This window comes from Nocardia sp. NPDC058499 (assembly GCF_042719915.1).
GTDB lineage: Bacteria > Actinomycetota > Actinomycetes > Mycobacteriales > Mycobacteriaceae > Nocardia.
The window spans coordinates 258,099-270,527 of record NZ_JBHXMZ010000004.1; the positions used below are offsets into that span (position 1 = coordinate 258,099).

The following is a 12,429-nucleotide window of genomic DNA, read 5'->3' on the forward strand; positions in this document are numbered from 1 at the left end:
GTGCACCGCAGCCGGGCAGTAGGACTTGTACGGGGTTTCAGGAGTGTTCGTGGACGGTGTCCCACGCGGGGAACGGGTCCGGATAGGTGCTCCAAACCCCCGGCCCGGCCGCGTATTCGGTGTCGGTGAGAAGTGCACCGTCCAGCATGTCCCGCAGGGCGGCGCGATCGAGCCGTACTCCGATGAAAACGATTTCCTGACCTGCCGGGATCTCCAGCGACGACCACCAGGCGGCGGGTTCGAAGGTGAGGTTCGGGCCGGCCTGCGACCAGATGGCGGCAAGTCCGGGACGGCTGGCTATCCAGCAGAACCCCTTGCTGCGCAACAGCCGGCGCACCTGGGTCAGCGCGTCGGCCAGGCGCTGCGGGTGGAACGGCCGGGCGGCGCGGTAGGTCATACTGCTGATTCCGTATTCCTCGGTTTCCGGTATGTGCCCGCCTGTCAGCTCGTCCGCCCAGCCCTCGGTGTTCGCCGCGGTCACCGGATCGTAGCGGCCGGTGCCGAGTACCTCGCTCAGGTCCACGATGCCGTTGCTGGTGCGGATCAGTTCGGCCCGCGGGTTCATCCGCCGCACGGCCGCTTCCACGGCGCCCACGATCTGCGGGCTCACCAGGTCGGTCTTGTTGATCAACAGTACATCGGCGAATTCCACCTGGTCGGCGAGTAGATCGGCGATACCGCGTTCGTCGCCCACGCCGGCTTCCAGGTTGCGGGCGGCCAGGGTTTCGCCGCGGGTGATCTCGGTGAGGAAGGTGGAGGCGTCCACCACGGTCACCATGGTGTCGAGGCGGGCGAGTTCGCCGAGGGAGAAGCCGTCCTCGAATTCCCATTCGAAGGTCGCTGCCACCGGCATCGGTTCGGAGATACCGGTGGATTCGATCACCAGCTGGTCGAAGCGGCCCTCGCGGGCGAGTTTTCCCACCGCCTCGATCAGGTCCTCACGCAGGGTGCAGCAGATACAGCCGTTGCTGAGTTCTACCAGCTTTTCCCGGGTCCGGTCCAGATGTCCTTGGCCGGCGACGAGGGCTGCGTCGATGTTGACCTCGCTCATATCGTTGACGATGACCGCGACCCGGCGTCCTTCGCGGTTGGCGAGTATGTGGTTCAGCAGGGTGGTCTTACCGGCGCCGAGAAATCCGGACAGCACGGTCACCGGCAGCGGGCGGGGAAGCGCAGAACGAGTCACTGGGAAATGATAACCATTTTCATTTAGGTGACGCTGTCCGGGCTCCGGACCATGCGCTGCCGGAGCCCGATGATCAGGCAGAGGCCGACCCCCAACGTGGTCGCGTAGACCGGGAAGGCCCATACCGCGGGCTCCCACACGGTGATCGTGAGCAAGGTGATGATCCCGTTCACCGCCACAAGCCCGAAAACGAGCGGATTCTCGGTACCGGGCGCCGACCAGGCCTTACGGAAGGTCGGGATGGCCGCGGCCAGATCGCCGAGCACGGCGAAGATCACCGCCGTCTGCGGATCGTCCCACGCCAGCCAGATGGCCAGCGCCATCACCGAAGCGGCACCGCAGAGCAGATCGGCGAAAGACAACCGCCAATAGCTCGACCTGTTCGCGAACGACGCGAGGAACACCACTGCCGGGCCGGCGCCCATCGAGAAGGTGAGAACCGCGGGCAGGCCCACACCGTCGTCGAGCTGGGCGCCGAACCCGGTCAGCGACGCGGCGGCCCACAGGAACCATGAGAGCCTGTTCGGTTTCACCGCGCCACGCACGGTGAGCAGGGCGTAACTGAGCGTTCCTACCATGCTGAGGGCAGCGCCGAGAAAGACGAACCTTGGATCGATCACCGGTCCACGAGAACACCGGGATCACCGGCCCGGCAAGCAGAGCGCCCGGACCGCGGAGACAGGCGGCGCCCACACCCAACCCAGGTGCGGGCGCCGGCCCTTGTCAGCTGGTGATCGGCAGGTACACCCGGTTTCCGGAATCGGCGAATTCGGCGGATTTCTCGGCCATCCCCGCCTCGATGGCCGCTATATCGGTCAGATTGTTCCGCTCCGCGTACTCGCGGACATCCGCGGATATACGCATCGAGCAGAACTTCGGACCGCACATCGAGCAGAAATGCGCGGTTTTCGCCGGCTCCGCGGGCATCGTCTCGTCGTGGTATTCGCGGGCGGTATCGGGGTCCAGTGACAATGCAAACTGGTCGCGCCACCGGAATTCGAAACGGGCCTTCGACAATTCGTCGTCCCGTCGCTGCGCGTGCGGATGCCCCTTGGCGAGATCGGCGGAATGCGCGGCGATCTTGTAGGTGATCACGCCGGTCTTCACATCGTCGCGGTTCGGCAGGCCCAGATGTTCCTTGGGCGTGACATAACACAGCATCGCCGTCCCGGCCTGCGCGATCATCGCGGCACCGATGGCCGAGGTGATGTGGTCGTAGGCGGGCGCGATATCGGTGGCCAGCGGGCCGAGCGTGTAGAAGGGGGCCTCCTCGCACAGCTCTTCTTCCAGCCGGACGTTCTCCACGATCTTGTGCATCGGCACATGCCCCGGACCCTCGATCATCACCTGCACACCGTGCGATTTCGCGACCTTGGTCAGCTCGCCGAGTGTACGGAGTTCGGCGAACTGCGCCTCGTCGTTCGCATCGGCGATGGAACCCGGCCGTAAACCGTCGCCGAGCGAGAATGTCACGTCGTAACGCGCCAGGATTTCGCACAGTTCCTCGAAATGCGTGTACAGGAACGATTCCCGGTGATGGGCCAGGCACCACGCGGCCATGATCGACCCGCCGCGCGAGACGATCCCGGTGACCCGTTTCGCCGTGAGCGGCACGTACCGCAGCAGCACACCGGCGTGCACGGTCATATAGTCGACGCCCTGCTCGCACTGTTCGATCACGGTATCGCGGTAGAGTTCCCAGGTGAGCGCGGCCGGATCACCGTGGCATTTCTCCAGCGCCTGATAGATCGGCACCGTCCCCACCGGGACCGGTGAGTTCCGCAGAATCCATTCGCGGGTTTCGTGAATGTTCTTACCGGTGGACAGATCCATGATGGTGTCGGCGCCCCAGCGGGTGGCCCACACCATTTTCTCGACCTCTTCGGCGATCGACGACGACACCGCGGAATTACCGATATTGGCATTGATCTTCACCAGGAATTTCTTGCCGATAACGGTCGGTTCCAGCTCCGGATGCCGGTGATTGGCCGGGATCACCGCGCGTCCGGCGGCGACCTCCGCACGCACCACTTCCGCCTCGACGCCCTCACGCGCGGCGATGAAACGCATCTCGTCGGTGACGACCCCGGCCCGGGCCCACGCCAACTGGGTGCGCGGGCCGGCGACATCCGGTTTCGCCCAGGTATCGCGCAACTTCGGTAGTCCGGCCTCGAGATCGATGGTCGCCGAAGTATCGGTATACGGCCCAGATGTGTCGTACACATCGAAATTCTCGCCGTTGGTCAGCGCGATCCGGCGAACCGGTATCCGCAGACCGTCCACGTCCCGGTAGTGCTTGACGCTGCCCTCGATCGGACCCGTGGTCACGGAATCGACAGATGTAACCGTCATTTTTGCTCCCTACGCCGGCATTACCCGGTCAGGTTCATACGGTCGACGGCCCTGAACGCCCGGATGGGCTAGCCGTCCTCTCAGCCCGCTGGTGCGAGCCCCCGTGGGTGTGTAATTTTCCACCGCCGACCATACTGCATTTATGGCGTCGCTGTATTTATGGCGTCGCCTCCGGCGCCGCGGGGTCGGGGCCCTTTTGGCCCGGTTCTTCACTCCCGCCGGTCGGTCGCTGCGCTCCCTCCCTCTGGTCGCTCCAGAACCGGGCGGGCCGCGACCGGCCGGTGGCGAACTCTTCGCGCCCGGGTGTTCGTGCGGGTTTCAGCGGATGTGGGCGATAGGGTCGAACGGTGACGCTCTCGCATGGATCGCTGATGACCGTGGACGAGTTCGAAGAACTCGACGCCGCGGCTCAGCGCATATCCGAGGGACTGCGGCTGGAATACCTCAACGGCCTGCTCGCGGCGAAGGCGCGCCCGGACGCGAACCACAGCCGGGTCATCCAGTGGCTGGCCCGGTTCCTCGTACCGCGCAGATCGGAACTGTGGCTTTTCGCCGACCGCGGCCTGCGGGCCGGGCGCGGCGGGGGCAGCCGCGTCCGCCCGGACGCGATTCTCGCGCCCGCCTCGGCGTTCGCCGGCGATGGCGAATGGTCGGATCCGCAACCGGTGCTGATGACCATCGAGGTCACCTCCCGGGCGCAGCACACCGAACTCCGGGACCGCCTGGACAAACCGTTCCTGTACGCCGCGACCGGTATCCCGCTCTACCTGCTCATCGACCGCGGTTCCGCGGAGATCAATATCCTCAGCGAACCCGACGACGGGCGGTACGCCTCCCGGGTAACCCTCCCGTTCGGCACCGATATCGAAATCCCCGAGCCACTGAACGTCATCCTCGCCACCGACGCCCTACTCGACTGGACCTGAGTCGCCCAACTGCTCGCGTCGAATATCGAACTCCGCGATCACCGGCGCGTGATCACTCGCACCCTTGCCCTTGCGTTCCTCCCGGTCCACTCCCGCGTCCACCACGGTCGCCGACAGGGCCGGGGAGGCGAGGACGAAATCGATACGCATACCTTCTTTACGAGGAAAACGCAGCTGCGTGTAATCCCAGTACGTGTACACCCCGGGCCCGGGTGCGAAGGGCCGCATCACATCGGTGAAACCGGTCGCGGTAATGGCCGTGAACGCATCTCGTTCCGGTTGGGAGGTATGGGTTTTACCGCTGAAGAACTCGGTGGACCACACATCGTCGTCGGTGGGTGCGATATTCCAGTCGCCGACGAGGGCGGTCTCGGTTCCCGGGTTCTCGGCCAGCCAGCGGGCGGCGTTGTCGCGCAGGGCGGCGAGCCAGGCGAGTTTGTACTCGTAATGCGGATCGTTCAGAGCGCGGCCGTTGGGCACATAGAGGCTCCACACCCGGACACCACCGCAGGTGGCCCCGAGCGCACGTGCTTCGACCGTGGGCGTGCTGATCAGCGCCTCCGCGGCATCCCGGTCGAATCCGGGCTGATCCGGGAAGCCGATCTCCACATCCTCCAGCCCGACCCGCGACGCTATCGCCACCCCGTTCCACTGGTTGAGCCCCACATGCGCGACCTCGTAACCGGCCTCGGTGAACCGTTCGAACGGGAACTGGTCGTCGCGGCATTTGGTTTCCTGTAATGCCACGACATCGATGTCCTGGCGGTCCAGCCAGGCCAGCACGCGATCCTGCCGGGAGCGGATCGAATTGACATTCCAGGTGGCCAGTCGCAACTGAATTCCCGTCTGTGTTGAGATGTGCCGCGGCTACGGCGCCGGTACGGAACCGCCGGGCACGGCGTAGCGGTAGCTGTGATGGTCGAGGAAACCCAGCTCGCCGAAAAGTTCCAGTGCCTCCACATTACCGGCCTCGACCTGCACGTACGCGTGCGTTGCGCCACGGTCGCGGCCCCAGCGCAGTAGTTCTCCGCAGACCAGTGCGGCCAGTCCGTGGCGGCGGTGCGCGGCCAGTACGGCCACACAGGACAGCCCGACCCAGTGCCGGCCGTCCGAGGCGGTGGTGAGGGCGCCGCGGGCGATGGCGATGGGGCTGGGCAGGCCCAGTGACGCGAATCCCAGTTGCCCTTCGTGCACCGCGCACAGCACCTCCGGCAGGGGAACGGTGGCGGTGTGACCGCTGGGTTCGTCGCCGCGGTGGCGGTGGATCTCGAGCCAGGCGATATCGGGTTCGGTGGCGATCCGGACCATGGACGGACCCTGCGGGAGGACGAAATTCTCCAGATCTATGCCCAGTACCTGGGTTTCGCCCCAGCTGTTCCAGCCCGGCGGTACGGTCGCCAGCCGGTCCGGGAGCGCGAGTTGCAGCGGTAGCCCCTTGGCCGCGTACCAGGCGCCGATGCGGTGCAGTGTTCCCGCCTCGACCCGCGCCGGTCCGTTCGAATCACCGATGGGAACAGCGGAATTGGCGCGGCGGGTATAGCCGTGTCCGGCGCGCAGCAGCCAGCCGTCCACCCAGGCGTACTCGGTGCCCGGCCAGCCGTAGGCCGCCGCGGATTCCAGCGCGCGGATCTCGGAACTGCGGATCGGCCGGGGGCTCAGCGTTTTCAATGCGACCACCCGGGCGGCCGGAATCAGCACCGGATGGCCGTCGGCGCCCATGACCGTGAGCGGGTTGGTCGAAACCACCTCGCCGATCACATCGGTCAGCGGCGGTTCGCTGCCCTCCGGTAGCCGGTACCGGACAACGACCCGCTCACCGACCGGGATATTCGGTTCGGCCGGGTGTTGTCCGGGTTCCGGCGGTTCAGTCGTCATATCCGAACGGATCCGGATCGGTACCGGGTAGCCAGTTGAGGCCGGGAACACCCCAGCCGTTGCGTTTCACCGATTTCTTCGCCGCCCGCGCGTGCCGGCCGATGAGCACATCGATGTAGAGGTAGCCGTCCAGATGCCCGACCTCGTGCTGCAGCATCCGGGCGAAGAAACCGGTGCCCTCGATCTCGACCGGTTCGCCGTGTTCGTCGGTGCCGGTGACCTTGGCCCAGTCGGCGCGACCGGTGGGGAACTGTTCGCCGGGTACGGACAGGCAGCCCTCCTCGTCGTCATCGGGGTCCGGCATGGTCTCCGGGATCGCCGAGGTCTCGAGTACGGGGTTGATCACGGCCCCGCGGCGTCGTGCCACCGTGCCGTCCGCCGCCGGGTCGGGGCAGTCGTAGACGAAGAGCCGCTTGGACACTCCGACCTGGTTGGCGGCCAGGCCCACGCCGTTGGCGGCGTCCAGCGTTTCGTACATATCGGTGATCAGCCCGGCCAGTTCGGCCGGCGTTTCGGTGACCGGCTCGGTCGGGCGATGCAGTACGGGATCACCGACGATCACGATGGGCAGGATTGACATGGTTATGAGCTTATGGGGACGCGTGTCGCGGCCGGAAAAGGGCCTGTCCGTGGCCGACGCGGGCGCGATGGCGGCCGGACCACCGGTCGATGCCAGTATTTCTGGTACTGGTGTACCGGACACGCCCGGGCGGACTCGGCAGCGGCCGACCGGGTGTCATGGTTGAATATCGCAAGGCAGTAACACGGTGACGCGTTCGGTCACGATTCGATCGCATCCGGTGGTAACTCGGCGAGGAGCAAGATGGACGGCGCAGCAGCGCGGGAGCTTTCCGCAATCCAGGGCAGTCCTCCGGCCAATACGAATACATTCCCCGAACCGGCCCATGATCCCGAGAGCGGCCTGAGCCGCCGCGAACACGAGATCCTGGCCTTCGAGCGGCAGTGGTGGAAATACGCGGGCGCCAAAGAGGAGGCGATCCGCGAACTCTTCGCGCTTTCGCCCACCCGCTACTACCAGGTCCTCAACACCCTCATCGACCGGCCCGAGGCCCTGGCCGCCGACCCCATGCTGGTGAAACGCCTGCGCCGGCTACGCGCCGGCCGCCAGAAATCCCGGGCCGCCCGCCGCCTCGGCTTCCAGGTGTAAACCCCACTCACGCACCTGCGTGCTGTTCGCGAGGCGCCGAACCCGCGCGCCGGAAGCGCGCGGTAGCCGCCTCCCGCTAGGCTCGGGCGGGTGAGCAATTCGAACCCTGGCTCCGGTGGTCCGCCGCTGCGTGCGACCGCAATGGTTCTGATCGCCCTGGCGATCGTTTTCGCCGGTCTGGGCGCGATGTCGCTGTCGAGTGCGGATTCCGACACCAGTGACAACGCCGAGGGTGCCGGCACCACGTCGGCATCCGCCGCGCCGACCACCCCGCGTGCCACGACCACCGCGGCAGCGCCCACCACAGCCGCCGTCGGCGCACCCTCCGCGGGCGCCACCACCAGCGCCGGCGCGACCACAACGCCGGGCGCGACCACCACGTCCCCCGCCGGTGCGGTCGACCGCGCCACCCCGGTCCGCGTGCTCAACAACAGCTTGGTCGCCGGTCTGGCCGCCACCACGGCCGACGAACTCGCGGCCCGCGGCTGGACCAACACCTCGACCGGTAACTACGCCGCCAACACCCTCGCGGCCACCACGGTCTACTACGGTTCCGCCCCGGCCGACGAGGCCGCCGCGGCCGCGGTCGCCGCCGATCTCGGTGCCACCACCGCGCCCATGCCGCCCGGTCTGGGCGAACGCGCGGGCGTGGTCGTCGTGGTCACCGGCCGGTGACCCGGACGGCCGGAGGTCGGGGGCGTCCCGGGCGGATGCGACGGGCGTGGCATCATCATCTGCGTCGAATGATCGTTGTCGAAACGCTCTACCCGTAAACTCGGTACTCGTAAAGGAGTTCCCTGATGGCACCGTCCACATCTCGTCGCCCGTCTTGGCGGAGCGTGACCCCGGTGCTGGCTGTCGCGGCTTTCGGCCTCGTTGCCTGCACGAACAGTCAGGAATCCAGCGACGCGCCGGGAACGACCCCACCGGTCTTCACCTCGTCACCCGCCCCGGCCGGTGAAGGCGAGCACGGTGGGCACGGCGAAGAGCAGGACACCCCGGCCGGTTCCGGTACGGAGGTCGAGCTGAAGTCGCCGGACGGCGCGAAGATCGGCACCGCGAACTTCACCGAGGACGGCAACCATCTGCGCGTCACGGTCGAGGCCACCGGCCTGACGCCGGGCTTCCACGGGCTGCACATCCACCAGCAAGGCAAATGCGAGGCCAATTCCGCGCCGCCCGCCGGTGGCGCGCCCGGCGACTTCCTGTCCGCCGGTGGGCATCTGCAGGTCGGCGGTGCCACCGGGCATCCGGCCAGTGGCGATCTGTCCTCGCTGCAGGTGCGCGAGGACGGCCACGGCTACCTGGTGACCACCACCGACAAGGTCACCATGTCCGATATCCAGGGCAAGGCCATCATCATCCATGCCGGCTCGGACAACTTCGCCAATATCCCGGACCGCTACTCCCGCGAGGGTGGCACCGGCCCGGACGAGCAGACGATGAGCACCGGTGACGCGGGTGGCCGCGTCGGCTGCGGCGTCATCGGGTAGCTGTCGACCCGCGACGGAGGCGTGTATGGGTGGGGCACGGATCGACCCGGTACCTTTCCGTGGCTCACCCCGGCCGACCATCGGGATCGAATGGGAGATAGCGCTCGTCGACAAGGCGAGCCGTGACCTATCCAATACCGCGGCCGCCGTCTTCGACGCCGTCGGTGAACTCCGCGCCCACGACGGCACCCCGCAGGTAACCAAGGAACTGCTGCGCAACACCGTGGAATTGGTCACCGGGGTGCACGAAACCGTCGGGGCGGCAGTGCAGGACCTGTCCGTCACCATGGATACCGTGCGCCGGGCCGCCGACGAGCTCGGTGTGGATCTGTTCTGCGCCGGCACCCACCCGTTCGCGCAGTGGTCGACCCAACAGCTCACGCGTTCCGTGCATTACGACGAGCTGATCGAACGCACCCAGTGGTGGGGCCGGCAGATGCTGATCTGGGGTGTGCACGTGCACGTCGGAGTATCGCATCGGGAGAAGGTTTTCCCGATCCTGAACTCGCTGCTGCTGTCCTACCCGCATCTGCTGGCACTGTCGGCGTCCTCGCCGATGTGGTCCGGTTCGGATACCGGCTACGCGAGCAACCGGGCCCTGATGTTCCAGCAGTTGCCGACGGCGGGCCTGCCGTTCCAGTTCGAGAACTGGACCCAGTTCGAGCATTACGTACACGACGAGATGAAAACCGGTGTGTTCGAACAGCTCGGCGGTATGCACTGGGATATCCGGCCCGCACCGAAATGGGGAACCATCGAGGTGCGGATCTGCGACGGGATCTCCAACCGCGGCGAACTCGCCGCGCTGGCCGCGCTGATCCACTGTCTTATCGTGCATCTCGACGAACGGGTGGAACGCGGCGAAGATCTGCCGACCCTGCCGCCCTGGCATGTGCAGGAGAACAAGTGGCGGGCGGCCCGCTACGGGTTGGACGCCATTGTCATCGTCGGCTCGGACAACACCGAACGCCTGGTCACCGACGATCTCGACGATCTGCTGAACCGGCTGGAACCGACCGCGCGGCGGCTGGATTGCGCCGACGAGCTCGCGGCTGTGGCGGAAATCCCACGCCGCGGCGCGAACTATCAACGCCAGCGCCAAACCGCCGCCGCGGCACAGGGAGACCTGGTTGCCGTAGTAGATGCCCTTGTGCGAGAACTGAACGGTTCGGGGCCGTTCTCGGATCTGGACTGATCCCGGCTGTAATTTTGGAGCCGCTCCGCGGCTCGAGGGCGGGGCCCTGGAGCCGCTCCGCGGCTCGAGGGCGGGGCCCTACGGGCCCCTGGTCTTCCCTCCTCCGCTCCTCCGCTTCGCTCCCCCGCTCCGTCAGTCCAGACCAGGGGCGGGCCCCGCCCATGGGAGGTGACTTGTCAAAAGGACATATGCGGGACGCCGAGTGCGTGTGGTTTCCGGTTGTGTTCTGGAGCAACTGGCGTAGCGGCATCGGCACCCGGCCCGTATGTACCTGCAGATGCCTGAAGTCCTAAGTGCGGCCCACCTCAAAGGTATTGCTCAGTGCGGCCCACCTCAAAGGTTCGGGGCCCGTCTCGTTCTGGAGCGACGGAGCGGGGGAGCGCAGCGGAGGAGCGGAGGAGTGAAGAACGAGACCTACAGGGCTCCGAACCCGCGACGCCGTAGGCGGCGCCATGGACACAGCCCCCGCGCCGCCGGAGGCGGCGCCATAGATACAGCACCTGCTGTTCAATAGTCCGTGGGTGCTCTGTTCACGTGCCGTTTACGATGAGCGGGTGCTAGTCGAAAACCCGAATATGGGAGCTGGAGCCGCGGCGCGAAGACCTGCGCCGCATCGGGGGGTTCGGGTGTTCGCGCACCGCCGTGTTCGGTTGTTCGCTGTGCTTGCGGTGCCGGTTCTTCTGGTGGTGTTGCAGGGGGTGGCGTTGTGGCGGGGTTTCGAGGGCCCGCTGGAGAGTTTGTTCCGTGATTACGCCGGGACTCCCAAGTCGATGACCGTGCCCTGGGCGGGTCTGGTTCTTGCGCTGGTCGGGATCGGGATCAGGCACCGGGTGTTCGCGCTCGCGGCGGCCGTGGCGATCGATCTCGTCTACGCGGGGGTGCGGTTGGCGCTGGGTGGGCCGTTCACCGTCGGTAACGGCCCCGTACTGGTTCTCACCGGGCTGGCGGTGCTGGCCTGGTGGCGCTGGTCGGGCGAGCGGCGGCGTACCGCATTGCATGCGGCGGCGCTGGGTGCGCTGCTGATCCTGGCGACCAAGGTCGGCGATGTCTGGTTGCATATCACCGTCGACCTGCGGCCGCGCGTGCTCGACCAGTATGTGATGCTCGCCGACCATGCGCTCGGCGACCCGGCCTGGGTGATGGGCCGGGCGCTGGAGGTATTGGGCCCGATCCCCGAGGCCGTTCTGCACTGGGTGTACATCGAACTGCCCGCGGCGGCGATCGTGGTGGCGGTATGGCAACTGCGGGCGGTGGCGCGTGGTGGCCGGTGGCCGAACCACTATTTGGTGCGTACCTTCCTGGTGCTGGGTCTGGTGGGTCCGCTGGTGTACATCCTGTTCCCGGTGGTCGGGCCCATGTTCGTCTACGGCGTGGACGGTAACGGTTTCCAGGTGGGCAATTTCTGGCCCGGGGTGGTGCCGCCGCTGGACCGCAGTCCGGAGGCCCTGCTGTTCTCCGATCTGGCCCCGCGCAACTGCATGCCCTCGATGCATACCGCTTGGGCGCTGGCACTGTTCCTGCACACGCGCCGCCGGGCCGACGGCACCCTGGCCCCCACCTGGCTGCGCTGGGGCGGCACGTTCTGGCTGTTGTGCACCCTGGCCGCGACCCTCGGTTTCGGCTACCACTACGGAGTCGATCTGGTCGCCGGTGCGGTGCTCTGCCTGACGGTCGAATCGGCGCTGCGCGAACCCGAACGCGGTTGGGGCTGGTTCCGGGTGCGCCTGGTCGGCGGCGGCGTACTGGTCCTGCTGACGCTGCTGCTCGGGTACCGATATCTGGCGGTGCAGATGGCTGACCATCCGGTGGTGGCGGGGTCGATCGTGCTTGCCCTGCTGGCGGCGGTGGCCGCCGGTTTCCACGCGACCTGGTTCGCCCGCCGCCGTGCGGGTCTACCCTTGGCCGCCGGCTCCGACGCGGCCGGAACGGACCGGTTCCTGACCGCCTCGGGCGACACCTGGATCTCCCGACCGAGCGCGGTATCCATGCGGAAGCAAACCTCGGTTGTCCGGGGGGATCCTCCGGGAATGCCGCCGGACGCCTCCGCTGTCGACCCGGTTTCGCCGGTCGAGCCGGTCGAATCACGATAACGCTGTAATTTTTTGCGGCGCCTGCGGCGCCGCGGGTTTCGGCCCCTTTGGCGTGGGTGGGTTGTGCCCCCCGCCCTCCGCCTTCCCCCCCCCCCCCCCCAGATTCCCAACCCCCCCCAACACAACCCCCCCCCACCCCCCCCC

Annotated in this window: 12 protein-coding genes and 1 riboswitch; of the genes, 6 read left to right on the plus strand and 6 right to left on the minus strand. The window is 67.1% G+C overall.

The window, feature by feature from the left end; all coding sequences use genetic code 11:
- Positions 1-37: 37 nt before the first annotated feature.
- The 3 genes from ACFWPH_RS14845 to thiC form a co-directional block, all read right to left on the minus strand.
- Entirely contained in the window at positions 38-1,186 is a 1,149-nt protein-coding gene (locus tag ACFWPH_RS14845) for a GTP-binding protein (protein WP_378751193.1), read from the minus strand.
- 23 nt (positions 1,187-1,209) lie between these two features.
- On the minus strand, positions 1,210-1,806 hold the full coding sequence (locus tag ACFWPH_RS14850) for a hypothetical protein (RefSeq protein ID WP_378751195.1): 597 nt from the start codon (positions 1,804-1,806) through the stop codon (positions 1,210-1,212).
- Between the two features lie 103 nt (positions 1,807-1,909).
- Positions 1,910-3,538 (minus strand): phosphomethylpyrimidine synthase ThiC, encoded by a 1,629-nt coding sequence (gene thiC, locus ACFWPH_RS14855; RefSeq protein WP_378751197.1) that lies wholly within the window; start codon positions 3,536-3,538, stop codon positions 1,910-1,912.
- Positions 3,528-3,653, minus strand: a riboswitch (TPP riboswitch). (Overlaps the previous gene by 11 nt.)
- 232 nt (positions 3,654-3,885) lie before the next feature.
- Here thiC and ACFWPH_RS14860 point away from each other — a divergent pair.
- Positions 3,886-4,464 (plus strand): Uma2 family endonuclease, encoded by a 579-nt coding sequence (locus tag ACFWPH_RS14860; RefSeq protein WP_378751199.1) that lies wholly within the window; start codon positions 3,886-3,888, stop codon positions 4,462-4,464.
- On the opposite strand, the gene ACFWPH_RS14865 is transcribed toward ACFWPH_RS14860, so the two are convergent.
- Genes ACFWPH_RS14865 through ACFWPH_RS14875 form a run of 3 tightly spaced genes read right to left on the minus strand, consistent with a single transcriptional unit; the run spans position 4,447 to position 6,919 of the window.
- On the minus strand, positions 4,447-5,298 hold the full coding sequence (locus ACFWPH_RS14865; protein ID WP_378751201.1) for an exodeoxyribonuclease III: 852 nt from the start codon (positions 5,296-5,298) through the stop codon (positions 4,447-4,449). The genes ACFWPH_RS14860 and ACFWPH_RS14865 overlap by 18 nt on opposite strands.
- 33 nt (positions 5,299-5,331) lie before the next feature.
- Positions 5,332-6,339: a GNAT family N-acetyltransferase gene (locus ACFWPH_RS14870; RefSeq protein ID WP_378751203.1), complete on the minus strand. Its 1,008-nt coding sequence runs from the start codon at positions 6,337-6,339 to the stop codon at positions 5,332-5,334.
- Positions 6,329-6,919, minus strand: a complete 591-nt coding sequence (locus ACFWPH_RS14875) for a peptide deformylase (protein WP_378751205.1) — start codon at positions 6,917-6,919, stop codon at positions 6,329-6,331. The genes ACFWPH_RS14870 and ACFWPH_RS14875 overlap by 11 nt, the downstream gene beginning before the upstream one ends.
- A 243-nt stretch (positions 6,920-7,162) precedes the next feature.
- On the opposite strand from ACFWPH_RS14875, the gene ACFWPH_RS14880 reads away from it, so the two are divergent.
- From ACFWPH_RS14880 to ACFWPH_RS14900, 5 genes are all read left to right on the plus strand, one after another.
- Positions 7,163-7,507, plus strand: a complete 345-nt coding sequence (locus ACFWPH_RS14880) for a DUF3263 domain-containing protein (protein WP_280414477.1) — start codon at positions 7,163-7,165, stop codon at positions 7,505-7,507.
- A gap of 90 nt (positions 7,508-7,597) precedes the next feature.
- Positions 7,598-8,182 carry a LytR C-terminal domain-containing protein gene (locus ACFWPH_RS14885; RefSeq protein ID WP_378751207.1) on the plus strand — a complete coding sequence of 195 codons (585 nt, stop codon included), beginning with the start codon at positions 7,598-7,600 and terminating at the stop codon, positions 8,180-8,182.
- A gap of 125 nt (positions 8,183-8,307) precedes the next feature.
- Positions 8,308-9,000, plus strand: coding sequence for a superoxide dismutase family protein (locus tag ACFWPH_RS14890; protein WP_378751209.1), 693 nt, complete (start codon positions 8,308-8,310; stop codon positions 8,998-9,000).
- A 25-nt stretch (positions 9,001-9,025) separates the two neighbouring features.
- Positions 9,026-10,195: a glutamate--cysteine ligase gene (locus ACFWPH_RS14895; protein ID WP_378751211.1), complete on the plus strand. Its 1,170-nt coding sequence runs from the start codon at positions 9,026-9,028 to the stop codon at positions 10,193-10,195.
- Positions 10,196-10,845: 650 nt separating this feature from the next.
- Positions 10,846-12,285, plus strand: coding sequence for a DUF5933 domain-containing protein (locus ACFWPH_RS14900; RefSeq protein ID WP_378751213.1), 1,440 nt, complete (start codon positions 10,846-10,848; stop codon positions 12,283-12,285).
- The last annotated feature ends 144 nt before the right edge of the window (positions 12,286-12,429 follow it).